Source organism: Halolamina pelagica, assembly GCF_001307315.1.
GTDB lineage: Archaea > Halobacteriota > Halobacteria > Halobacteriales > Haloferacaceae > Halolamina > Halolamina pelagica_B.
The window spans coordinates 2,327,913-2,349,296 of record NZ_LGUC01000001.1; the positions used below are offsets into that span (position 1 = coordinate 2,327,913).

The 21,384-nt window shown below is 70.2% G+C and carries 20 protein-coding genes and 5 pseudogenes; 13 read left to right on the forward strand and 12 right to left on the reverse strand.

All coding sequences use genetic code 11. From position 1 onward, the window contains the following. Window positions 1-12: 12 nt before the first annotated feature. A pseudogene (locus SY89_RS19685) lies at window positions 13-1,130 on the reverse strand (DoxX family protein). A gap of 75 nt (window positions 1,131-1,205) precedes the next feature. Between SY89_RS19685 and SY89_RS12090 the strand changes: the two are divergent. Then, window positions 1,206-1,406: a hypothetical protein gene (locus tag SY89_RS12090; RefSeq protein ID WP_054584410.1), complete on the forward strand. Its 201-nt coding sequence runs from the start codon at window positions 1,206-1,208 to the stop codon at window positions 1,404-1,406. 238 nt (window positions 1,407-1,644) lie between these two features. Here SY89_RS12090 and SY89_RS12095 read toward each other — a convergent pair whose 3' ends face one another. Genes SY89_RS12095 through SY89_RS12105 form a run of 3 tightly spaced genes read right to left on the reverse strand, consistent with a single transcriptional unit; the run spans window position 1,645 to window position 3,268 of the window. After that, entirely contained in the window at window positions 1,645-2,073 is a 429-nt protein-coding gene (locus SY89_RS12095) for an archease (protein WP_054584411.1), read from the reverse strand. Beyond that, window positions 2,070-3,074 carry a DUF502 domain-containing protein gene (locus SY89_RS12100; RefSeq protein ID WP_054584412.1) on the reverse strand — a complete coding sequence of 335 codons (1,005 nt, stop codon included), beginning with the start codon at window positions 3,072-3,074 and terminating at the stop codon, window positions 2,070-2,072. The genes SY89_RS12095 and SY89_RS12100 overlap by 4 nt, the downstream gene beginning before the upstream one ends. Continuing rightward, a complete protein-coding gene (locus SY89_RS12105) occupies window positions 3,071-3,268 on the reverse strand; it encodes a hypothetical protein (protein ID WP_054584413.1) in 198 nt (65 codons plus the stop codon). The genes SY89_RS12100 and SY89_RS12105 overlap by 4 nt, the downstream gene beginning before the upstream one ends. A gap of 106 nt (window positions 3,269-3,374) precedes the next feature. Between SY89_RS12105 and SY89_RS12110 the strand changes: the two genes are divergently transcribed. Beyond that, window positions 3,375-3,734, forward strand: a complete 360-nt coding sequence (locus SY89_RS12110) for a hypothetical protein (protein ID WP_054584414.1) — start codon at window positions 3,375-3,377, stop codon at window positions 3,732-3,734. A gap of 125 nt (window positions 3,735-3,859) precedes the next feature. On the opposite strand, the gene SY89_RS12115 is transcribed toward SY89_RS12110, so the two are convergent. The 3 genes and pseudogenes from SY89_RS12115 to SY89_RS12125 form a co-directional block, all read right to left on the reverse strand. After that, window positions 3,860-4,534 carry a nitroreductase family protein gene (locus SY89_RS12115; RefSeq protein ID WP_054584415.1) on the reverse strand — a complete coding sequence of 225 codons (675 nt, stop codon included), beginning with the start codon at window positions 4,532-4,534 and terminating at the stop codon, window positions 3,860-3,862. Window positions 4,535-4,637: 103 nt separating this feature from the next. Next, window positions 4,638-5,078 (reverse strand): universal stress protein, encoded by a 441-nt coding sequence (locus SY89_RS12120; RefSeq protein ID WP_054584416.1) that lies wholly within the window; start codon window positions 5,076-5,078, stop codon window positions 4,638-4,640. A 323-nt stretch (window positions 5,079-5,401) separates the two neighbouring features. Then, window positions 5,402-7,230, reverse strand: a pseudogene (locus SY89_RS12125) (ATP-binding protein). A gap of 88 nt (window positions 7,231-7,318) precedes the next feature. Here SY89_RS12125 and SY89_RS12130 point away from each other — a divergent pair. Both SY89_RS12130 and SY89_RS12135 read left to right on the forward strand, forming a co-directional pair. After that, window positions 7,319-7,648: a DUF7113 family protein gene (locus SY89_RS12130; RefSeq protein WP_054584417.1), complete on the forward strand. Its 330-nt coding sequence runs from the start codon at window positions 7,319-7,321 to the stop codon at window positions 7,646-7,648. Between the two features lie 68 nt (window positions 7,649-7,716). Further along, complete coding sequence (locus SY89_RS12135; RefSeq protein WP_054584719.1) at window positions 7,717-8,988, forward strand: MFS transporter; 1,272 nt, start codon at window positions 7,717-7,719, stop codon at window positions 8,986-8,988. On the opposite strand, the gene SY89_RS12140 is transcribed toward SY89_RS12135, so the two are convergent. Beyond that, window positions 8,985-10,259, reverse strand: coding sequence for a DNA double-strand break repair nuclease NurA (locus SY89_RS12140; protein ID WP_054584418.1), 1,275 nt, complete (start codon window positions 10,257-10,259; stop codon window positions 8,985-8,987). The two genes, SY89_RS12135 and SY89_RS12140, sit on opposite strands and share 4 nt — an antisense overlap. 81 nt (window positions 10,260-10,340) lie before the next feature. Here SY89_RS12140 and SY89_RS12145 point away from each other — a divergent pair, with 81 nt between their 5' ends. Continuing rightward, window positions 10,341-10,547 (forward strand): hypothetical protein, encoded by a 207-nt coding sequence (locus SY89_RS12145; protein ID WP_054584419.1) that lies wholly within the window; start codon window positions 10,341-10,343, stop codon window positions 10,545-10,547. A 5-nt stretch (window positions 10,548-10,552) separates the two neighbouring features. Here SY89_RS12145 and SY89_RS12150 read toward each other — a convergent pair whose 3' ends face one another. Continuing rightward, window positions 10,553-11,557, reverse strand: coding sequence for a 5,10-methylenetetrahydromethanopterin reductase (locus SY89_RS12150; RefSeq protein WP_054584420.1), 1,005 nt, complete (start codon window positions 11,555-11,557; stop codon window positions 10,553-10,555). After that, entirely contained in the window at window positions 11,554-12,312 is a 759-nt protein-coding gene (locus SY89_RS12155; RefSeq protein ID WP_054584421.1) for a coenzyme F420-0:L-glutamate ligase, read from the reverse strand. Before SY89_RS12155 ends, SY89_RS12150 begins: the two co-directional genes overlap by 4 nt. 114 nt (window positions 12,313-12,426) lie before the next feature. Between SY89_RS12155 and SY89_RS12160 the strand changes: the two genes are divergently transcribed. Next, on the forward strand, window positions 12,427-13,290 hold the full coding sequence (locus SY89_RS12160) for an alkaline phosphatase family protein (RefSeq protein WP_054584422.1): 864 nt from the start codon (window positions 12,427-12,429) through the stop codon (window positions 13,288-13,290). 174 nt (window positions 13,291-13,464) lie between these two features. Here the strand turns inward: SY89_RS12160 and SY89_RS12165 are convergent. Beyond that, window positions 13,465-14,635, reverse strand: a pseudogene (locus tag SY89_RS12165) (HD domain-containing protein). A gap of 87 nt (window positions 14,636-14,722) precedes the next feature. On the opposite strand from SY89_RS12165, the pseudogene cofD reads away from it, so the two are divergent. The 6 genes and pseudogenes from cofD to SY89_RS12195 all read left to right on the forward strand — a co-directional run bounded on the left by cofD (window position 14,723) and on the right by SY89_RS12195 (window position 20,278). Further along, window positions 14,723-15,811, forward strand: a pseudogene (gene cofD, locus SY89_RS12170) (2-phospho-L-lactate transferase). Then, a complete protein-coding gene (locus tag SY89_RS12175) occupies window positions 15,812-16,579 on the forward strand; it encodes a tRNA-dihydrouridine synthase (protein WP_054584423.1) in 768 nt (255 codons plus the stop codon). Next, window positions 16,576-17,454: a triphosphoribosyl-dephospho-CoA synthase gene (locus SY89_RS12180; RefSeq protein WP_054584424.1), complete on the forward strand. Its 879-nt coding sequence runs from the start codon at window positions 16,576-16,578 to the stop codon at window positions 17,452-17,454. Before SY89_RS12175 ends, SY89_RS12180 begins: the two co-directional genes overlap by 4 nt. Next, complete coding sequence (locus SY89_RS12185; RefSeq protein ID WP_054584425.1) at window positions 17,451-18,077, forward strand: DUF447 domain-containing protein; 627 nt, start codon at window positions 17,451-17,453, stop codon at window positions 18,075-18,077. Before SY89_RS12180 ends, SY89_RS12185 begins: the two co-directional genes overlap by 4 nt. Before the next feature lie 24 nt (window positions 18,078-18,101). Then, on the forward strand, window positions 18,102-18,851 hold the full coding sequence (locus SY89_RS12190; protein WP_054584426.1) for a proteasome assembly chaperone family protein: 750 nt from the start codon (window positions 18,102-18,104) through the stop codon (window positions 18,849-18,851). A 55-nt stretch (window positions 18,852-18,906) separates the two neighbouring features. Continuing rightward, a pseudogene (locus SY89_RS12195) lies at window positions 18,907-20,278 on the forward strand (NAD(P)/FAD-dependent oxidoreductase). A 7-nt stretch (window positions 20,279-20,285) separates the two neighbouring features. Here SY89_RS12195 and SY89_RS12200 read toward each other — a convergent pair. Further along, window positions 20,286-20,489 (reverse strand): 30S ribosomal protein S17e, encoded by a 204-nt coding sequence (locus tag SY89_RS12200; protein ID WP_054584427.1) that lies wholly within the window; start codon window positions 20,487-20,489, stop codon window positions 20,286-20,288. A gap of 115 nt (window positions 20,490-20,604) precedes the next feature. Here SY89_RS12200 and thyX point away from each other — a divergent pair, with 115 nt between their 5' ends. After that, a complete protein-coding gene (gene thyX, locus SY89_RS12205) occupies window positions 20,605-21,348 on the forward strand; it encodes an FAD-dependent thymidylate synthase (protein ID WP_054584428.1) in 744 nt (247 codons plus the stop codon). Window positions 21,349-21,384 lie beyond the last annotated feature (36 nt).

Sequence of the window (21,384 nt, forward strand, 5' to 3'; positions counted from 1 at the left end):
GACCGTTCCGTGTCAGTCGGCCATCGGCGTCGACTCGGCGCCGGTTCGCTCAGTCGCTCCCGTACTGCCGAACTGCCCGGCCAGCCAGCGGTCGACGGAGTACGCGCCGCCGCCGGTGATCACCAGCACCGACACCAGGCCGAACAGCGAGACGTGCGCCATCACCGGGTCGTCCGGCAGCCCGAACAGCGTCGTGGTGAACATCGCGATCGCGACGCCGCAGCCGGCACGGGTGAACAGCCCCAGCGCGAGTGCGATCCCGAGCGCCATCTCCGTGAGCCCGGCGCCGACGACCCAGAGTTCGGGCGAGACGGGGACGACCGCGGTCAGGTCGTACTTCGCGACGACGCCGAGCGCCTGTCCGGGCATGAACAGCTTCTGGACGAGACCGAGGTAGACGAACGACGCCCCCAGCCCGACCCGGACGATCACCGGGACGAGATCGGCCCGGGTCGCCAGGCGCTCGCCGAGCGGTGCCAGCGACTCCCGCACGGGGTCGAACCGCTGGTAGGCGGTTCCCTCGGCGGCCGAGAGCCGTGCGAACACGTCGTCCGCGCTGGGACGGCCGCCCCGAGGACGAGGATCGCGAGAAACCCGGGGACGTACTCGAGTGCCAGCAACAGCGCGGGGCTGAACGCCAGTCCCACGACGTAGCCGACGAGGCCCGCAAGCGCCGCGAGCCGGGTGGCGAAGCCGAACACGAGCAGGAAGCCGACACCGATGCCGTACAGCCGGATCAGCGGCCCCGGCAGGCCGAGCAGGTCGGCGGTCGCGGCCGGTGAGAACAGATAGCCGGTGAAGCCCGCACCGACCATGGGGAGCCCGATCGCGAGTCGGGCGAGCCACGGCACCAGGTCGTCGTAGCTCTCGAGCATCGTTCGGAGCACCGCGAGGTCTGCGCGGAGCGGCCGGTAGCTGAGCCAGCCGGCGCCCGCGGCGGCGGCGCCGATGCCGCCGCCGCCGAGCAGCGCGAGCGCGAGAGGGTCCGACGCGACCGCGCCGAGCAGTTCGGCGGCCCGTCCAGCCCCTTCACTGGGGGTCACGTATCGAACGTGTGCCAGCACCCGGCCCGGAACCACGGCGAGCAGCGTGCCCACTACGAGCGCCGCGGATGTGGTGTGTCGCGTCATACCACATCCCTGTTTCCGGAACGGGAAAGCTCGTTCCCCCGTACCACTTTGTCGCCGGCAGACACAGCCCCAACCATGCCGACCCGACGGTGTCCGGACTGTGGCGTGACGATGGAGGAGGCGACGACGCGAACCTCCGACGGGTTCGAACTCCACCTGGTGACGGACGAACCCAAAGATGGGCTCTTGGGGACGCTCGGTGCCAAAGAGAAGCTGAAACCGACGACGTACGTCTGCCCGGAGTGCGGGCTCGTCCGGCAGTACGTGGACACGTAGCGTCGACGCCGGCGAAGGGTTGCCACGATCACGGCAACAGGCTCCGTCGCCGCGGCACAGCGGCCGCGGCGGGTCGCGAGCCCTCACTGGTTATACACACGATCACGGCAACAGGCTCCGTCGCCGCGGCACAGCGGCCGCGGCGGGTCGCGAGCCCTCACTGGTTATACACACGATCACGGCAACAGGCTCCGACGCCGCGGCACAGTGGCCGCGGCGGGTCGCGAGCCGTGATCGGCTAGACGTCGAACACGACGTACGCCTCCCACCCCCCGTCGACGCGCTCGAGGCTCATCTCCGAGTAGGTCACTGCCTTCACGTCGCGGGCGACGACCGCCGAGAGCGGCACCGCGCGGTAGCTTCCGTCGACGGTCCACTCGCCGTTCTCCTCGACACTGGCCGCGTTGTCGACTGGAAGCACCGCTCGCACGTCGCGTTCGTAGATCAGCTCGTCCAGGTAGTCGTACAGCACCGCTTCGGGGCTCTCCGCGACGACCCGAATTTCGGTGCGCTCGCCGCCGTCGGGCGCGTCGGCCGCCGGCCAGTCGTCACACATCGCCGCCGTGAGCCCGTCGGCGACGGCTGCGAACGTCGCGCCGAGGTCGGCGCCGGTCGCCTCGACGGCGACGTCGGCGGTGTGCTCTTTGAGCGTGAACTCGGCCATCATGGCTCCTCGTTGGCGTCTGCCGCCGGCTGGTCGTCGCTCGATTCCGGATCGCCGTCCTCGGGGTCGGCCGTCCCGTCGCCGTCCGCCGGCTCCCGGCCGGCGGCGGCCGCCGGCGGCTGGTCGGTCGAGTCGCGCGCCTCGGCCGCTCGGTCGGCCGCCGCCGCAGGGCGCTGTTCGGTCTCCTCGGCCTCGGTGGGGTAGCGGCCTGCCTCCTCAGCGGGGGGGACGTTCGCCCGCTGGGCGTCCGTGGCGTGGGCGTGAGCCCGCGGCGTCGTCGCGTCGGCATCGCCGGCCGCCGGGCGCTCACGCCGAGCGATGTCCTCGGGCGTCGTCGCCCGGCGAGGGTGGACCGACTCGTCGTAGGTTTCGGCGCGATCAGTGGCGACCGGCTCCGATCGGCGAACGCCCGGCGAGTCCCGCTCCGGGTTGAACTGCTGATCGGCGTACTCGGCGCCGGCGAGATCGCGCATCGCCGCCGCCGACAGCCCACCAGTGCCGGTTTGGGAGCCGCCTTCGACGGCGACGCCGCTGGTGACGATGGCGCGGATCCCCTCCTCGACGGTCATGTCTACGTCCATCACGCGGTCGGCGGGCATGTGCACCAGGTGCCCGCCCATCACGGGGTTCGGTGCGAGCGGGAGAAACAGCGTGAGCATCTCGGGGTGGCCCGCCGGCTCGGCGAGGGTGTCCGGCGTCTCGGTGGTGACAAACCCCAGCGTGTACGCGCCCTCGTGAGGGAACTCGACGAGTTTTACCTCCCGGAAGCTCTGGGTGTCCGACTCCAGCATCACGTCACTCATCTGTCGGAACGACTCGTAGACGCCGCCGACGGCGGGGATCTGAGAGATGAAGTAGTCGAAGTAGTTCACCGCGCGTTCGCCCCACTTGGTGGTGTTAGTGAACACGCCGACCACCATGATGACCACCAGCAGGACCGCCGGCGTGGCGAGCTGGATGACGACGAGTCCGACGGGAATGTCGCCGTACACCGGGATGTTCACCAGATCGCCGGCGTCGATGATCCCCGCGCGAGGATCGTGAGGTAGTTGTAGACGTACTGGAACGCGATCGCCAGCACGATGACCGTGACCAGCACCGGCACGACGACCGCCAGCCCCGTGACGAACGACTCACGGAGCGTCTCCCGAGTCGACTTCCGGACGCGCTGGTCCATCCGCAGCTCCGACTCGTCCATTCGTGCGCACCAACGCAGTGACCCAGGCTAAACCCTTCGGCCACGACGGTCCGCCGCCGTCGGGACGCCCACCACGCTTTCCCTCGCGCGCGCCGATTGGGGAGGTATGGCCATCCTAGACGGACTGATCGTCGGCGTCGTCAGCCTGCTCGTCGGCGCGCTCGCGATCCACATCGGCGCCAAGCTCGTGCTACAGAAAGAGCCGGCGTTCGGGAACGCGGTGACCGCTGCGGCCGTCGGAGCGCTGGTGTACGCCCTGTTCGGCTTCATCAGCGCTATTCCGGCTATCGGGCCGGTGCTGCTACTGCTGCTGTGGATCGGCGTCGTGAACTGGCGCTACCCCGGTGGTTGGCTCCGCGCCGCGGGGATCGGCTTCGCCGCGTGGCTGGCGGCGATCGTGCTGCTGTGGATCCTCTCCGTCGCGAACCTCGTCGAGGTGTCCGCACTCGGTATCCCCGGCGTCTGAGATCGAAAAGGGGGCCGCGGCGGGTCGCTGGCCGCAGTTGGCTACTGCACGACCACAGCGGGGGCTCCGCGGTCGCGGCACGACGGCCGCGACGGGTCGCGAGCCGTGGCCGGCTATTGCCCCGCCTAGTGCTCGGCCACCGCCTCGTCGTCGAGTTCGGCCGCGGTCGGCTCGAACGTCTCGCGATGGACGATATCCTCGACGGAGCGGCGGAACTTCCGAGGGGTGGTCGTGTCCTGAGCGTTCGCCGCCGCGTGACCCATCGTCACCAGCATCACCGGTTCGTACTGGTCGTCGATGTCGAACGCCGCCTGCAGCGCCTCGCCGTCGAAGCCGCCGACGGGACAGGTCGACAGCCCCTCGGCGCGGGCGGCGTGCATCAGCGTCATCCCCGCCAGCGCCGTGCTGCGGGTGGTCCAGAGCCGGTTCTCGCGCTCCCCGCGCTCGGCCATCCCGTCGATCGTCTCGATCAGTCCCGCCTTGGCCTCCTCGTTGGGGAGGTACCCTTTCCGGAGCTGGTCCTCGGCGACCGCCTCGGCGTGCGCGCTGGGGTCGGTGTTACCCAGCACCGCGACGGCCACCGGCGCGTCGGTGACGTGCTCCTGGCCGTACGCGACCTCCTTGAGCCGCTCGCGGTTCTCGTCCTCGGTCAGCACGAGGAACTCCCACGGCTGGAGGTTGTAGCTGGAGGGGCTGTACCGAACCTGCTCGAAAACGGCCTCGATGGTGGCGTCGTCGACCGGCTCGTCGCTGTACTCGTGGACGCTGCGGCGGGTCTGGACGGCCTCGTCGAACTCCATACCCGTTAGAGGCCGTTCGAGGTTTAATACTTGTCGAGTAACTCGTAATTAGGTCACTGCGGCGTCAGCGGGTGACGCCGCCGTTACCGTCGTGTCGTCGGCCTCACCGGACGACGGTGACCGGAATCGGCGACTCGCGAACGACCTTCTCGGCGACGCTGCCGAGCAGCATGCGCGAGACGCCGGTGCGGCCGTGGCTCCCGATCACGACGTGGTCGTACGTGGGCGCGTCGACATCCTCGCTTTCGCCGCCGGCGACGTTGACGATCGTCTGCGGCGGTCGTCCGACGGCCTTCTCGGTCCGGAACTCGATCCCGTACGTCTCGCGTGCCTCCGCGAACAGTTCGTCGGCGTCGGCCTGGGCCTGCTCGAACCACTCCTCGCCGCCGCTGGGGATGCCGACGCCGGCGCTGTAGCCGGCCTCGACGGGGTTGATGACGTACAGCAGCGTGATCTCGTGGGCACCCCACTCCTCGACGGCGAACTCGAGAGCGTCTTCGGCCTGGGGCGTCCCGTCGTACGCGACGAGTATGCGGTCGGTCATGGGTGTGCGTTCGGGGGCTTCCGTAAAAAACGAGGTGGCGCGGTTGGCGGGTCGGCGGGGTGGTCACACCCTACCTCCTCGGCGGCGGCCGTCGTCGTCCACTCACCGTAGTTGGAGACACACAGCCACGGCAATCGGTCCGTCGCCGGCCACGGAGGCCTCGGCCGACCGCGAGCCCGGGGGTTCTACACGGTCACGGCAAACGCTCCGAGCGCCGATCCGAAGATCGGCGCCGGTTGCGAGCCGTCTGGTGTTACTCCCGTGTCTGGTGACACACAGACACGGCATTCGTTCCGTCGTCGCGCGACGGAGCGCGTGACAGGTCAGTCGCCGTGTCTTGTGACACACTCGCTCAGGCCGATCAGCTCCACCGGCTCGGAGTTGTCCGGCGAGTACACCACCATCTGCCCCTTCTCCATGTACGGCACCTTCTGGGCCAGTTGGCTCGGGATGTTCACCGACGAGATCGCGTCCTCGTCGCCGAGGTTGAGCACGATCTTCGTGTTCACCTGCTTGAACACCGGTTCCGCAATGTCCTGTGGGTCCTGCGTGATGAGGAACAGCCCCAGTCGCTCCTTCCGGCCCTGTTTGGCGGCCTCGGTGAACTTCTGGACCACCTTCCGCGCCTGCACGGTGTCGGCCTCCGAGAGGAAGTTGTGCGCCTCGTCCATCCCCAGCACCAGCGGCGTCTCCTTGATGCGCTGGCTCTGCGGTGAGTTCGAGAGCTTGTCGTCGACGAGCAGCGACGACACCGCGAGCACGAACATCTCCTTCGCCCGCGAGGTCGAGAGGTGGTACGTCGGCACGACCGTCAGCCCGCCCGGCCGGACGAGTTCGTGGTCCAACTCGGTGATCGGACGCGCGTCCTGGTCGAAGATGCCGTTGGGAATCCCCCGAACCCGGCGCTTGACGGCGTCGAACGTGGCCTCGTGGACGCGGCCGGACTCGTGGAGCTCCTCCTGCAGCCCCGGGTCGTCGAGATAGGTCAGGAACTGCTGGTAGGTGCCGCTCTGTCCGTAGTCGCTGAAGAACCGGTTGAGCAGGGTGAGCAGCGCCGGATACTGGTTGTCGTTCAGGCCGCCGCCGGCGACGAGCCACGGCATGTCGTACTCGTCGACGACCGAGAACGGGATCGTGAACCGCACCTGCTCGGCGCGGTGGTTCTCGCCGCCGTAGCTCACGCCGTCCTCGACGGGGACGAGCGCGATCGTGTCGTCGTGGCCGCCGTGGGCGATCCCCTCCCGATCGAGCTGGCGGGCGAACTGGTCGCTCATCCCCGGGTTGTCGTCGTGCATCTGGGCGTACTCGTCCTGCGGGTCGAACTGCACGACGGCGGGGAGACCTCCCGGCCGTCGTCCATCGGGTACGTCCGGTCCTCCGCGAGGTACTGCCGCAGCACGTTCTTCGAGGCGTGGGTCTTCCCCGAGCCCGTGCCGCCGGCCACGAGCGTGTGCCGGAACACGAGCGGGTCGCCGTCGGCGTACTCGTCCTTCACGCGGTAGTCGACCGTCGGCGGCTCAGCGGCGGTGCGGACCTTCTCGCCCCCGACGGAGAGGTGGCCGAGGAACACCCCGTCGCCGGGGATCTTCAGGCCGGTTTTGATCTGTGCCTCGTCGGACGCTTCGCGGGCGAGCGCGCCCGGCTTGGGCACGCGGTCGGTCATCCGTCGTTTGAGCTCGCCGCCCTCCTCGTAGATGACCGCCACGGGCTCCAACTCGGCCATGAACTTGTAGTCCCGCTCCTCGAACCCCTCGCGGCGCATCTGCCGGCGCGCGTGGATCTCGGTGGCGTCGTCGGACTGGAACTCCTGGGCGTACTCCAGCGCGGCGATGGAGCAGAACAGGGTCTCGTCGTCGGGGTACGGGACGAGCAGGTAGCTCCCCAGCCGGACCGAGTCACGGTTCCCGGTGGTGATGAACGCCCGCAGCCGCGTCTCGTCGCCGTCCTGGGAAACGCGCAGCCCCTGGGAGACGGAGACGGTTCCGAGCCCCTGGTCGGCGCCGGCGGCCTCCGTGCCGTAGCGCTCGAACTCGGCCGCCGTGTCGGCCGCCTCGGCCGGGGCGTCGTCGCTCGCGTCGGCGGCCGAGGCGTCGTCGTCGCCCCCGCTGCCCGCGTAGTCGGTGAAGTCGCCAAGATCGCCCGAATCGCTCATGCGCCGGACGTGGGCGGCTCTCGGCATACACCTTTCCCTGCGGCGCCGCGGGCACCACCCCTAAAGGCGCCGACCGACTAGCCAGTGTATGATCTACGTCAGCGGGCACGGCGGGGGGACGACCCTCACCGGCACCGTGTTCGAGCGCGGCGAGGACTCCCCCTCCTACAAGGGCGCCCCCGACGAGGACGCCGCCTACGTCTGGGTCTGCGACGCGTTCTACCAGGTCGAAAGCGGCGGCTCGGCGATCGAGATCGACGGCGAGGAGATCCGGGTCGCCTTCGAGTCGCCGATGCCCCGCGGGTTCGACACGCGCGAGCAGGCGCTCAAGGCCGCACGCGAGCACATCCGCACGCAGTTCGCCCGCATCGGCGTCGACGACGTGACGATCGACGTGGAGAAGGAGACGCCCGCCTGATCGGTCGGCTTTTCTACAAAAATCACCTTCCGGGAACGCTCATTGTCTGGGCGGCCGCAGTGTCGACCATGGGCGACGTTGGGGACGGTCGCGGTGACGGAGCTGCCGGTGACCCCGGCGCCGCCGACCGCGGCCTCATCTACCGCTACTACCTCTACCGGATCACCACCTCCGCGGGGTTCTACCTCCCGGTGTCGGTGCTGATCCTGCGGGACAAGGGGTACGGCCTCGGCTTCGTCGGCTTCGCGTACGCGGTGTACGCCCTCGGAACGCTGCTCTCGGAGATCCCGACCGGCTACCTCGGCGACCGGCTGGGCCGACGGGCGAGCCTCGCGATCGGCTGTGTACTCCGGGTACTGGTCGTCGGCGTCTACCCGTTCCTGCCGGGCAAGGGCGCCTACCTCGCGATCCACCTCGTCTGGGCGGCCGGGCGCTCCTTCCGGTCGGGCACGCAGGACGCGTGGCTGTACGAGATCCTGGAGGCGCGCTTCGACGCCGGCGAGTTCGCCCGGATCGAGAGCCGCGGCCGGATGGCCCGGCTCACCGTCTCCGCGGGCGGCGCCGTCGTCGGCAGCCTGCTGTACGGGATGGACCCGTCGTGGCCGTTCCTGGTCAACGCCGGCCTCGCGACGCTGGGCCTGCCGCTGCTCTGGACGTTCCCGGCTGTCCAGGGCGCGGGCGAGTCGTCGGACGGCGATCACTTCGGCGTCGGCGACGCCGTCACGATGCTGCGCGCACAGGTCGAGCGACCCGCGATCAGGTGGTTCGTGGCGTACGCGGCGCTGTTCCACGCGCTGTTCCTAGTGACCCGGATCTACGAACAGCCAGCGTTCGAGGAGATCGGCGTCCCCGTCGCCGGCTTCGGCCTGCTGTACGCGGGGTTCAAGCTCGCCTCCGCGGCCGCGGCGTCGACGGTCGGCCGCCTCCAGGCGCAGTTCGGCGTGCGAGGCACGTTCGCGCTGCTGATACCGCTGTACGGTGTGGCCTACGCCGGGGTACTGGTCATGCCGGCGCTGGTGGTCCCCGTCCTGTTCGTCAACCGCGGGCTGAGCACGATCACCGCGCCGCTGCGGAACCAGTACCTCAACGACCGGCTGGCCGACGTGGGCCGGTCGACGGTGCTCTCCGGGGCGGCGATGGCGATGGCGCTCGTCGGCGGCGTCGCCCGCGTCGTCGCCGGCGCGGCCGCCGACGGCCTCGGGGCGGTCGCGCTGCTGGGCTGGTCAGGCGTGGTGATCGCCCCGCTGGGCGCGCTGCTGTGGGTGACGAAATCGCCAGTCAGGACCTCCGCGCCCGACGGGGCGACGGCCCGGGGAAGCGGGTCAACGGCGACCGACTAGTCCTCGTCGCCCCAGCGTAACCGGTCGTACGTCGACCGCGACTCGCTGCCGAACGTCTCCTCGAACTTCCGGCGGATCGCCGCCTTCTCGCCGGCGCCGATCTTCGCCAGTTCGTCGGCCTTCCCGATCGCCTCGGGCGGCCCGCGCTCGGTCGCCACCTCACTCAGTAGCTGAGTCGTCAGCGCCGTCCGCGTCTCGGGATCACGGGTGACGGCATAGGGCGCCTCGATCTTGTACGTCACGTCGGTCCGCGGGTCGTAGAGGTAGCAGAACGTCACCTCGTACGCCTCGGGGTCGAGCCGGCGCTCGATCCCCATCGCGTCGCCGTCCGCGGACATCGGCTCGTCCGAGGAGCCACGTGAGCGGAACCACGAGGTGAACGTCAGGTCGGACTCGTCGCGGGCGGCCGCCGGGTCGGCTGTCGGGCCGTTCTCGACGCCCGCCTCCTGCTGCTCGCGGCACTCGAGCAGCCGGGTGAACAGCGCGGCGTCGTCGGTCCACGGCGTCGGCGTGCGGTCGGCCAGCGTGCGGACGATGAAGCGGGAGGTCGGGTTCTTGACGAACCCCGCGATGGGGACCCCGCGCTCGACGAACTGCTCGACGAGTCGCACGTAGTTCTCGACGATGGCCTGCGGGGCGGCCTCCTGTGTCGCCTCCGCCAGCGCAGGGTCGCGGGACTCCCAGTTGAACAGTCGCTTGGGGTAGAGCGGCCCGTCGAGCAGGAGGAGCTCCTCGACGGCGTCGGCGTGTTCGAGCGCGTGGGAGGACTCCGCCAGGTAGAGCGCGAGTTCGTGGGTCACCTCGTCGGCGAACTCAGCGACCTCGGGCACCTGCAGCACCTGCTGGCGACTGTACCCCTCGTCGTAGCGCTGCCAGTCGGTGCCGTACTCCCGGGTGGCGTCGTTCGCGTGGACGGTCGCGACGAGCGAGCGCGAGCGGTGGAGTTCGAGATCCGTCGGGGCCGCGGCCATCGCCGCCTGCGCCACGTCCAGCAGCAGCCCATTTTTGAACCCGGTGGGGTTGAGCGTGCCGGCGTCGAGCCCGTGGGTCGTGTCGAACGGCCGGTCGGCGAGCGCCACGTCGTCGATCGCCGCGGCCCGAAGCGACGGCTCGTCGAGCGGTTCGACCACGATCCGGCCGTCCGCGCGCAGGGGGTCGAGCAGCTCCCAGGCGCGGGCGGCGTGGTCGTCGTGGTCGGAGTCGTCGACGGTGCCCGCGATGGAGGCGGCGATGCGGGCGATGGTGTCGACGTGGATGGGGTCGAGCGTCACGGCGAGATCGACGGCGGGCGCCCCCAAAACTCCCCCGCCTCACTCGGAAGAGCGAAGTTCCCCCCGGTCCAACTGCCGACCATGGCTACGCTGCAGGAGTTCGCGATGCGAATCGTCGAGGACCTCCCGAAGATGGGCGAACTGTTCCAGGGCGTCGTCACGCAGGACCCACTCGCGGCCGTCTCGGCCGCGATGGGCGCGCTGTTCGTGCTCGGTGCCAGCGGCGCGCTGGCGTATCTCGCCGCCGGCGGCGTACTCGATCTGCTCGGCGCAACGTCGCCGCGGTAGTCGAATCAGACTCGTTCTTCGGCCAGTTCCAACGCCTCGCTCGCGAGTGCGACGGCCTCGTCGAGTTCCGGCCCCAGCGGTGAGCCACAGACGACCCCATCGGCGTGTTCGAGGACGGCGGCGAGTCGGTCGGCCACGTCGTCGACGGTGCCCGCGGCCGCGAAGGCGTCGATCATCCCGGGGGAGACCTGCTCGAACGCCGCCTCGAAGCGCCCCTCGCTGATCTTCTCGCCGACTGCGGCGGCGCGCTCGGGGTCGATGTCGTGCCGGGAAAGCACCGGCTCGGGCGTTCCGGCGGCGATGAACGCGACCGGCGGCCGCGCGGCCTCGCGGGCGGCCTCGCGCTCGGTGGCGACGCTCACGCTCGCGTACGCCAGGAAGTCGAACTCACCGCGGTGGTCGGGACGCTCGCCGAGCCCTTCCTCGACGCGGTCCCCAGCCCACGCGAGATCGCGAGGGTGCGAGCCGTTGAACAGCAAGCCGTCGGCGTGTTTCGCCGCCATCCGGCACATGTGCGGCCCCTCGCCACCGACGTACACGGGCAAGTCGCCCGGCGGCTCGTAGTTCAGGCCGGCGTCGTCGGCCTGGAACGTGCCGTCGTGGTCGACGCGCTCGCCGGCCCAGAGCCGTTTGGCGACTTTGAACGCCTCCAGCACCGAGCGCAGGCTGCGGTCGTCGCTGTCGACGCCCAGGTTCCGGAGGGTCGAGGGGTCGCCGGGGCCGATCCCGAACACGCCGCGCCCCCCGGCGTGCTCGTCGAGGGTCGCCATCCGGGAGGCTAGCGCGACGGGGTGGCTCTCGTGGGGGTTGGCGACGCCCGGGCCGAGCCGGATCGAGTCGGTTCGCTCGGCGATCGCTCCGAGCGTCTGGAACGGGTCGCGGTTGTTGTAGTGCGAGGAGACGAACGCGGCGTCGAAGCCGGCGTCCTCGGCGGTCGCTGCGAGTTCGACGAGGCGGGAGACGGGCTGTTCGGGCGTCAGTTCGACCCCGCGGCGGATCGGTGGGCTCATGGTTCGTACTCCCAGTCACGCAGTGCTTGGCGCACAAAATCCCCACGCATCTCGCGGAACATGTTGTCGCTGCCGCCGTGATCGCCGAACGCCCAGTCCCGAACGACCACGACGGGCGTGCCGTCGTCGCCCTCGCCGGAGACGAGGTTGGCGGCGCCCGCGAGTTCGTCGACGACGCTCTCGACGGTGACCTGCAGTTCGTGGCCGTCGCGGTCGGTCTCCCCCCGCCAGTCACGCGAGGCCGGCATGCCGGCCCAGCCGATCGCGACGGCGCGCTGGCCGTGGCGGAACGAGCGCCCGGAGGTGTCGGTGACGATCACCGGCGGCGACTCTGGGAGCCGCTCGTGGATGCGTTCGGCGGACTGGCTGGGCCGTTTCGGGAGCAGCAGCAGGTCGTGGTCCGGCACGTTCGAGCGGTCGATGCCGGCGTTGACGCCGACGTGGCCGAAACGGGTCTCCGTCAGGACGAACGGCGCCTCCATCACCACGTCGGTGCTCTCCTCGAGGACCGCCTGAGCGAACCGAGGATCCTTCTCCTCGCCCGAGACCTCTTCGAGGTTCCGGGCGATCTCCTTCGCCCGCGGCCCGGCGGGGAACTCGTCGAGGTCGGCCGCGCGGCCCTCGGCCTTCGAGACGACCGTGGAGGCCACACAGACCACGTCGTCGGGCCGGAGGTCGACCCGGTCGGCGATCATCGCCGCCAGATCGTCGCCCTCGTGGATCTCCGGTAACTCCGGTACGGCGAACAGCTCCATACCGCTAACAGTGCGGCGTGGCACAAAGTCGTGTTGAAGCGACGGACCCGTTCGCCCGCCGTCCGCTGAAAGCAACAGGAATACGTAGAACGGCTGTGAAGCTCTGGTCAATTGATGCGGGATCAGGATTTCCTCGAGTCCGAGTGGGACTACTGCCTGGTGCTCGATGCGTGTCGGTTCGACGTGTTCGCCGAGATCTACGACGAGTATCTCGACGGAAAACTGGAGAAGCGACGCAGTGCCGGCTCGTCGACGCCGGAGTGGGCCTACCGCAACTTCACGGGGCAGCACGACATCGCGTACTTCTCCGGGAACCCGTTCATCAACGATCTGGGGATCCCGCTGAACGAGCTCAAGTGGGGCGCCAGCTGTGAGTACGAGTGGACCGCCTCGGAGCACATCAGCGAGGTGTTCGACGTCTGGAAGTCGGGTTGGGACGACGACCTCGGGACGGTCCCGCCGGAGGGGATCACCGAAGCGTTCCGGAACAACCGTGACGCCGTCGAACGCGCCGAGCGGACCGTCCTCCACTACATGCAGCCCCACGCTCCCTACCTCTCGCGGGGGAAAGGCCAGAAACTCAAGCAGATCCAGAAGGGGATCCGGAAGCAGGAGGAAGCCGAGAACGGCGACGCCGAAGCCGACGGCGGCACCCTTGCCTCCGTGAGCGACCGGCTCCGGACCAACGTCGAGAGCGTGCTGGACGGCAGCGAACTCGCCCAGAAAGCCGGGCTCTGGCTCGAACTCGACCCAGCGGACGTGATGAAGAACGGCACGCAGGAGGCCGCACTCGGCCTGTACGAGGAGAACCTCCGGATCGTGCTCGAGGACATCGCGGGGTTCGTCGACGAACTCGACGGGAAAGTCGTCGTCACCGCCGACCACGGCGAGGCGTTCGGCGAGGAGGGCGTCTGGGAACACCACATCGAGACCCACATCCCGCCGCTGATCGAGGTGCCGTGGCTGGAACTCGAGTGACCGCGGCAACGGCGAGCCGCGGTCGATCCCGAATGAGAGCGAACGACTGATACTGATTCGCGTCGAAGGTCCTGCCGGGCGGCAGTGACGAGGGTTACCCCCACAGAGCCCCTTGTGACGATGGATTCTCCCGAGCCGCCCGTTCGATGCCCCGAGCGGCGCCGATAGCGCGACTCAGCGCTGCACGTGTCCGGGGAGTCCCAGCACGTCGACCGCCGCCGCGGCCACCGCCTCGCGCTCGGGTTCGGGCGCGTAGACGCCGAGTCGCCAGCCGTCGCGCTGGGCCTGCCGGATGGCGCCGACCAGGCCCGAGGCCTCCTCCAGGCGCTGGACGACGCCGTCGACGACGACGCGGGCGTTGGACTCCTTCATCGACGGGCGCCGGGGCACGTCGACGATCACCGACGACTGGTCGACGCCCGCGCGCTCGGCGATGTCGCGCTCGGCTGCGCGCTCGTCCTCGTGGTCCAGTTCCAGCAGGTGCGCCGGCGTGTCCGAGAGCCCCGCCCAGACCGTGCGCTTGTACAGGTCACGGCACTCGATCCGGCCGCCGAGATCGGGGACGTGCTCGCGGAGTGCGACCAGCAGGTCGTGGTCGGCCATCCGGGCGAACTGCTCGATCCCCACGTCGTTCGGGCCGGCGAGCAGGCGCTCGCTCGCGCGTTCGAGCATCGAGCCCGCGATCCGGGAGACGTGGTGGCGGTAGACGATCCCGTTCATCAGCCCCCGCGCGAGCAGCAGCGACTCCGCAGTGCGGACGTTCCCCTCCGCCAGCACGAGTTGGCCGTCGCGGTACCGCAGCGAGCGGACGAGCCGGCCGTGATCGATCGACCCGTAGGGGACGCCGGTGTGGTGGGCGTCACGAACGAGGTAGTCCATCCGGTCCACGTCGAGCTCCCCGAGACGAGTTGGCCGAGTTCGCCCTCGCCGCGCACGAGGGCGGCGACGCGGTCCGGCGAGAGATCGTGCTCCCGAAGCACGTCGGCGATGGCGGTCTCCTCGACGACGCCCCCGATCTCGTCGTGGTGGCGGCCGGCGTGGCGCATGATCACCTCCTCGGTCTGGTGGCCGTAGGGCCCGTGGCCAACGTCGTGCAGCAGCGCCGCCGCGCGGACGTGCGCGGCGCGCTCGCCGTCGACGCGCAGGTGCGACAGCGCTTCGCTGGCCAGGTGGTACACCCCAGGGAGTGCTCGAAGCGCGTGTGGGAGGCCGAGGGGTACACCAGCCGGATCGTCGAGAGCTGCTTGATGTGTCGGAGCCGCTGGACGGCGGGCGTATCCAGCAGATCCGCCGCGACCGGGGAGAGGGTGATCCAGTCGTGGACGGAGTCCTTGATCGCGTTCATACGGGCACCCCGGGGGCGAGCCCCAAAGTCGCCCCGGTGCGTCGTCGGGAGAGGAACTTTCAACCCCACACGCCCGAAATCCCGAGCATGGTCACGTTTCTCGCTGGGGGACCGGCACCCCCAAACTGCTATCGGGGAGGATCCCGTTTTCGCCCGCGATGCCGTCACTGTTGTCGGCAACACCGGGGACGACGTGGAGCTCGGCGGGCTGCTGGTCTCGCCGGACATCGACACCGTGCTGTTCGACGGCGGGGGCGTGCTCGACCGTGAGACGTGGTGGGGGATCGAAGGCGACACCCACGAAACCGACGACGAACTGTTCCGCATCGCCGACGCCGCGGGGCTCGAGACGGGCCCGCGGTACCTCGACGACGACGCGCAGACCGCCGGCCGCGAAATCGCCCGCTGGCGGCGCTTCTCCGGCGTCGCGGAGTTCATGACGATCGGCGACAGGGACCGCGCGGTCCACGTGACTCGAACCTCGCTGCTGGACGAGGGGCACACGCTGACGGCGGCCACCCGCACGCTCGCCGAGGCGTTCGACCTCGAGATCGAACTCCTGCCGATGAGCGACGACCCCGTGGCGACGATGATCCACACGCCCGGCGGCGAGATGCATTTTCAGGAGTACTGGGTCGCCGAGCGCGCCGACCCGCCCGTCGAAGACGTTGAGTTCCGCGGCGCCGACCGAGCCGAACCGACGCCGGAAGTCGAGTCGGCGCTGGCCGACCCGTGGTCGTCGGCCCCTCGAACCCCGTCACCTCGGTGGGGCCGATCCGGGCGCTGCCGGGCGTCAACCGCGCGCTCGACCGCACCCCGGTCGTCGCCGTCTCGCCGTTCTGTGCGGACGAGCCGTTCTCGGGCCCCGTCGCGGACCTGATGGCCGGCGTCGGTCGCGAACCGTCGACCGCGGGCGTCGCCGAGAGCTACGAGTTCGCGGACGCGTTCGTCCTCGACAGCGAGGACGGCACCGAGCTGAACCGCCCGGTCGTCCGTACGGACACGAAGATCGACGAGCCCGCGGACGCCGAGCGCGTCGCTCGGGCCTGTGCGCTCGCGCTCGCCGCCGTCGGCGCGCCCGCGGCCGACCTCGGCCTCGCCGTCGACGACCCCGCCGACCTCGACGGCGAGGACATCGACACCAGCGACCTGTCGGCGTTCGGGGGTGAGCGGTAAGTGTTCCACCCGCGACTCGCGCTGGCGTCGCTCTCGGGGGAGTCCGACGCCGAGTGGGCCACGGCCGGCGCGGAGTGGGCCGGCGCGGCGTTCCTCGGCGGCGTCTGCCTCGACGAACCGACCCGCGCGGCGGCCCGCGAGATGGTCGCGGATCGCGATCGGTCGGAGTTCCTCCCCGACGACCCGATCGCGTTCGTCGACGAGCAGCTCTCGGCGCTCTCCGGCGTCGACCTCCGTGCGGGGATCAACGTTCGGTCGACGACGACCGAGCCCGTCCGCGAGGTGGCGGCGGTGGCCGAGAGGCACGACGCCGTCGTCGAACTCAACGCCCACTGCCGCCAGGACGAACTCTGTGCGGTCGGCACGGGCGAGTCGCTGCTCCGGGAGCCCGACCGACTCGCCGCCCTGGTCGAGGCGGCCGCGTCGACGGGCGCCGAGGTGAGCGTGAAGCTGCGAACCGAACTCGACGGCGTCGACCTCGTCGCCGTCGCCGAACAGGTCGAGGCCGCGGGCGCCGACGCGATCCACGTCGACGCGATGGACAGCGAGGCGGTCGTCGCGGATCTCGTCGCCGCCACGGAGCTGTTCGTGATCGCCAACAACGGCGTCAGGGGTCGAGAGAGCGTCCGCGAGTATCTCGACTACGGCGCCGACGCGGTGAGCGTCGGCCGGCCGAGCGACGACCCCGCGGTGCTCGCACGCGTCGCCGACGCCGTCGCGGAGTGGTTCGCCGAGCAGGAAGCCGGCACGGTGGGGGTCGAGCCGTGACCGACCGCTCCCGGACGCCGGCGGAGAACGCCGAACTCGCGCTGCTGCTGGAGGTGGCCGGGACGCCCAAACCGGGTAACGTGGATCGCCACCGGGACCTCGATGACCTCCGGTTCGAGCAGTTCCTCGCCGGGAGCGTCGGTAGCGCACGGGGCCTCCGGGCCGCCGCCGACGGCGCGCCGCTGGGCGGGGCGTTCGAGCGCGCGGTTCGCGGGATGAGCCGCCAGTCCGGCGGCAACACCCAGTTCGGCTGTCTGCTGCTGCTGACGCCGCTGGTGAGTGCGGCCGCGGCGGGCGACCTCACCCGCGAGGCGGTCCGCGAGCGCTGCCGGGTGACGACCGTCGACGACGCCGTCGCCTTCTACCGCGCGTTCGAGCACGTCGACGTGGCAGTCGGCGACCCGCCGGAGGGCGTCGACGCCCTCGACGCGCGCCGCGGGAGTGACGCCGAACCGGCGCTCCGGGAGCGCGGGACGACGCTCTGGGACGTGATGGAACTCTCCGCCGACCCCGACGACGGCGTCCCCGACACGAACGCCGCGGAGTGGATCGAGGGGTTCCCGCGGACGTTCGACGCGGCCGAGGCGGTCCTCGCCGACGACGGGGCGGTGCTCGACCGCGCGGCGCGGTCGTTCCTCCGACAGCTGGCCGCGGAGCCGGACACGCTGGTCGCCACCACCCACGGCGAGTCGGTGGCCGAGTCGGTCCGCGAGCGCGCGGCGTCGACGCTCGCCGCGGTCGAGCGGACCGGGTCGCTCGACCCGGCCGAGGCGTTGGCCGAGGCGTTCGTCGACGAGGGGATCAACCCCGGGACGACCGCCGACCGTGTGGCCGCGGCGCTGTTCGTCGCGCTGGAACGGGGGCTGGCGGTATGAGCGACAGCTCGGCGGGCGGAGAGTGGGAGCCAGCGGACGACGCGCCCGACGGCTGGCCGGTGGCGCTTCGGGGCGTCACCGAGTCGGTGATCGCGACGAAGGGGCCTAACGATCTGTGGAACTTCGCCGCCCTCGGGCTCCACGCCGGCGATCCCGTCACCGCACAGACCTACGGGAACACCCGGACGCGCCGGAACTTCGAGCGCCGCGAGGGTGGGGTTGTCCAGTTCGTCGCCGACCCCCGGGCGTTCGTCGACGCCGCACTCACGATCCGGGAGGCGCCCGAGCCGGTGCTCCCGAGCGCCGACGCCTGGGTCGAGGTCGAGGCCGCGTGCGTCGGTTCGCGGACGGAGGGCGAAACCACGATCCGGGAGTGGGAGCTGACGCCGGACGAGTCCGCGGTCGTTCGGGAGGGACCGACGACGATCAACCGCGGCTTCGGCGCGGTGATCGAGGCGACGGTCGCGGCCTCGCGGCTGGGCGTGGCTGGATTCGACGACGCCGAACTCCGCGATCGCCTCGACTTCCTCGCGACCGTCGTCGACCACTGTGGCGGCGCCCGCGAGCGCGAGGCGATGGCGGCGGTCGCGGCGGCCAGCGACTGGGAACGCCCGGAGAATTAAGGATACTCGCGGTGACAGTACGGTATGGATCCGACCCCCGAGCGATCCCGGCAGTTCGCCGTCGAGGACACCGAAGCGCCGAAGGAGACGCTGCTCTGTGGGTTCGCGAGCTACGGGCTCTCCGGACTGACCGCCGTCGACTTCCTCATCGACCAGTTGGAGCTGACCGAGACCGGTCACGTCACCGCCGAGGGGATGCCGAGCATCACGCCGTTCGAGAACGGGACGCCGACCCATCACACGCGCCTGTTCTCCCGCCCGGACCTGGAGCTGACGCTGCTGAAGAACGAGCTGTTCGTCCCGCCGGCGCTGAGCGGCCCGTTCGGCGAGGCGATCCTCGACTGGACCGAACACCACGGCGTGGCGGAGATCGTCGTCGTCGACGCGGTGCCGATGCGGCACAGCCCCGACGACCACCGGACGTACTACGTCGCGACCGACGACTACCGCCGGCGGCGACTCGACGGCGACGAGGGGCTGCCGCCGATGGCCCGGGGGTATCTCGACGGCGTGACGGGGGCGCTCGTCGAACAGGGGATCGACTCGCCGCTCGCGGTCGGGGTGTTCCGCACGCCGGTCCACGAGCAGATCCCGGACATCGACGCCGCGATCCGGCTGATCGACACCGTCTCCGAGCTGTACGGCCTCACGGTCGACACCGAACCGCTCCAGGAGTTCGCCGACGAGATCGAGCGCTACTACAACGAGCTCGCCGATCGCTACGAGGCCGCAGCGGAGCGCGAGCGGGCGTTCGACGACCGGATGTTCATGTAGGCGCCGACGAGCCGAGTCAGTAACTTTAACGCGGCGAGTCTGCACCTATGCAGTCATGGAACGCGTAGACGTCGCCATCGTTGGCGGGGGCCAGCGGGCACGTCGGCCGCCCACGCCGCGGCCGAGCACGGCGCCGACGCGCTCGTGCTGGAGAAGGGAGTCCCGCGTGCGGACCGCGAGGGGCTCGGGCCCGACTCCACCGACGCCGCCGGCATCCTCGACTACTGGGTCGACATCATGGGGATCCACCCCGACGAGATGCCCGACGGGGTGGTTCAGAACGTGCTCGACCGCGCGGAGTTCCGCGGCCCGAACACCGCGTGCAACCTCCGCTCGACCGGGATCGAATCCTCCTACGACGAGTTCGGCTACACCTTCCACCGCGCGCGCTTCGACGACTTCCTGCGCTCCCGCGCGGAGGAGGCCGGCGCCCACTACCGCGTCGAGGCGTCGGTGGCCGACGTCGACGCCGACCGGGACGGCCACCCGCGACACGTGCTCACGCTCGCGAGCGGCGAGGAGATCGGCGCCGACTACCTGCTGCTCTGTGACGGCCCCCAGCGCACCGTCACGATGGGCGTGCTCGACGAGTTCCTCCCGGACCATCGCGCCGCGAGCCAGGTGCTCTCGCCGCCGACGGCAAACCACATCGCCTACCAGGAGTACCGGAAGTTCCCCGAGGAGATCTACGAGCAGGTCCAGGACGCCATCGTGTTCTGGTGGGGGCTCATGCCCGGCCACACCGCCTACCCGTGGATCTTCCCGAACCGGGACCAGGTCTGCCGCGTCGGGCTGACGATGCCCATCGGGATGGACATCGACGCCGTCGAGGACCGCGAGTCGTACGACCTCCTGCGCCCGGAGGACGAGCGCATCCCGCAGGGGGCGACGTACATCGAGCGCCTGCTCGAACGGGAGTACGGCGACGCGTACGACCTGAGCGACTTCCCGATCGTCGAGGACGCCGGGAAGAGCCGCGGGACCGAGACGTACCCGATCTCCTCGACGCGGCCGATCGCCTCGCCCGTCGACGCCGGCGTCGCCGTCTGTGGCGGCGCGATGGGGACCACGTCGGCGTTCCACGAGGGTGGCGACCACCTCGCGGTCCGGACCGGCGAGATCGCCGGCCGCCTGGCCGCGGAAGGGAAGCTCGGCCACTACAACCACGAGTGGCAGGCGGCCGTCGGCGACGAACTGCTGCGGAACGTCTCGCTCTCCGAACTCGTGCGGGGCTGGACCCCGACACGTGGGACGAGGTGTTCCGAGTCGGCGAGGAGATGCTGGCCGATGGGGGGTCGAACGAGATGCTCTCCTGGAGCCCGCGGGCCGGCCTGCGGGGCGCGAAGCTACTCGGCGAGTACAAGCTGACGAAGTTCCGGAACCGGAACCGCTACGTCCAGCTGACGGCCGACGAGTACAGCTACTAACGGAGAACTACGCTTCGGCTGCCTGGGCGGCGGCGCTCGCCTGTTTGCGCGTGATGTAGCCCGCGATGCGGTTGCGGACTTCCTTCGACTCGACGTTGGTGAGCGCGGAGACGCTCTCCTTGTTCGTCTCGAAGTTCTGGTTGAACGACTCGGGGTACTTCTCGAGCAGGATGGTCCCCAGCTGTTTGACGTACTTCGGCTTGATGGCCATACGGGCAGATTCCGCGGAGAGCCACTAAAGCGATTCGTTCCGGGCCAAGGGTGTGCCGCGCGCCGAGAGCCGACAAGGTAGAGTTATGGCCCGCCGGGTCCCGTGCCGTAGTAAGATGGAGGTCGAACTGCTCGAGGCGACGGAGAACCCGGAGGAACTGATCTGTTCGGCCGCGCGAAACGACTACGCGTCGGCGTTCGTCGGCGACCAGACGTTCGAAGAGACGATGGACACCGTCGAGGGCGACAGTATCACGGACAAAAAGGAGACGCTGATCGGCCACCTGCTGAGTCACGGCCACTTCGGCCCGTTCGAACACCCCCAGGCCACCTTCGCGATCGAGGGGATGTCCCGCTCGTGTATGGCCCAGCTCACCCGGCACCGACACGTCTCCTTCGACGTGCAGAGCATGCGCTACGTCGCGTTCGACGACGTGGACCCCGAGGACGTGGGCGAGGGAGAGATGGTCGTCACGCCGCCCTCGGCGACCGATCCGGACTGGATCGGCCGCAATCAACAGAGCGGCGCCGTCGACGAGGAGACCGTCGCGGAGCGCGAAGAGGTGTTCCGGAGCTCGGTGCAGCGCTCCGTCGAGGAGTACCAGCGCCTGCTCGAGCTGGGGATGCCGCCGGAGGACGCCCGGTTCGTGCTCCCGATCGGCACCGAGGTCAACGTCGTGTTGAGCATGAACGCCCGGACGCTGATGCACGTCGCCGACATGCGCGCCGCCGCCGACGCGCAGTGGGAGATCCGCGGGCTGACCGAGGAGATCCTCGACTTCGCCGCGGAGTGGTGTCCGGTCACCTTCGACTACTACGAGGAGCACATGAAGAACCGGAAGAACCGGCTCGCCCCGTAGCCAACACCTTTCCCACTGGTCGCCGTAGCGCCGACG

What these genes read in the sequence shown, in the direction of transcription:
- SY89_RS12090 (WP_054584410.1), top strand. Translation starts at nt 1,206, where the DNA reads ATGCCGACCCGACGGTGTCCGGACTGTGGCGTGACGATGGAGGAGGCG.
- SY89_RS12095 (WP_054584411.1), bottom strand. Translation starts at nt 2,073, where the DNA reads ATGATGGCCGAGTTCACGCTCAAAGAGCACACCGCCGACGTCGCCGTC.
- SY89_RS12105 (WP_054584413.1), bottom strand. Translation starts at nt 3,268, where the DNA reads ATGGACGAGTCGGAGCTGCGGATGGACCAGCGCGTCCGGAAGTCGACT.
- SY89_RS12110 (WP_054584414.1), top strand. Translation starts at nt 3,375, where the DNA reads ATGGCCATCCTAGACGGACTGATCGTCGGCGTCGTCAGCCTGCTCGTC.
- SY89_RS12115 (WP_054584415.1), bottom strand. Translation starts at nt 4,534, where the DNA reads ATGGAGTTCGACGAGGCCGTCCAGACCCGCCGCAGCGTCCACGAGTAC.
- SY89_RS12120 (WP_054584416.1), bottom strand. Translation starts at nt 5,078, where the DNA reads ATGACCGACCGCATACTCGTCGCGTACGACGGGACGCCCCAGGCCGAA.
- SY89_RS12130 (WP_054584417.1), top strand. Translation starts at nt 7,319, where the DNA reads ATGATCTACGTCAGCGGGCACGGCGGGGGGACGACCCTCACCGGCACC.
- SY89_RS12135 (WP_054584719.1), top strand. Translation starts at nt 7,717, where the DNA reads ATGGGCGACGTTGGGGACGGTCGCGGTGACGGAGCTGCCGGTGACCCC.
- SY89_RS12145 (WP_054584419.1), top strand. Translation starts at nt 10,341, where the DNA reads ATGGCTACGCTGCAGGAGTTCGCGATGCGAATCGTCGAGGACCTCCCG.
- SY89_RS12150 (WP_054584420.1), bottom strand. Translation starts at nt 11,557, where the DNA reads ATGAGCCCACCGATCCGCCGCGGGGTCGAACTGACGCCCGAACAGCCC.
- SY89_RS12155 (WP_054584421.1), bottom strand. Translation starts at nt 12,312, where the DNA reads ATGGAGCTGTTCGCCGTACCGGAGTTACCGGAGATCCACGAGGGCGAC.
- SY89_RS12160 (WP_054584422.1), top strand. Translation starts at nt 12,427, where the DNA reads ATGCGGGATCAGGATTTCCTCGAGTCCGAGTGGGACTACTGCCTGGTG.
- SY89_RS12185 (WP_054584425.1), top strand. Translation starts at nt 17,451, where the DNA reads ATGAGCGACAGCTCGGCGGGCGGAGAGTGGGAGCCAGCGGACGACGCG.
- SY89_RS12190 (WP_054584426.1), top strand. Translation starts at nt 18,102, where the DNA reads ATGGATCCGACCCCCGAGCGATCCCGGCAGTTCGCCGTCGAGGACACC.
- SY89_RS12200 (WP_054584427.1), bottom strand. Translation starts at nt 20,489, where the DNA reads ATGGCCATCAAGCCGAAGTACGTCAAACAGCTGGGGACCATCCTGCTC.
- thyX (WP_054584428.1), top strand. Translation starts at nt 20,605, where the DNA reads ATGGAGGTCGAACTGCTCGAGGCGACGGAGAACCCGGAGGAACTGATC.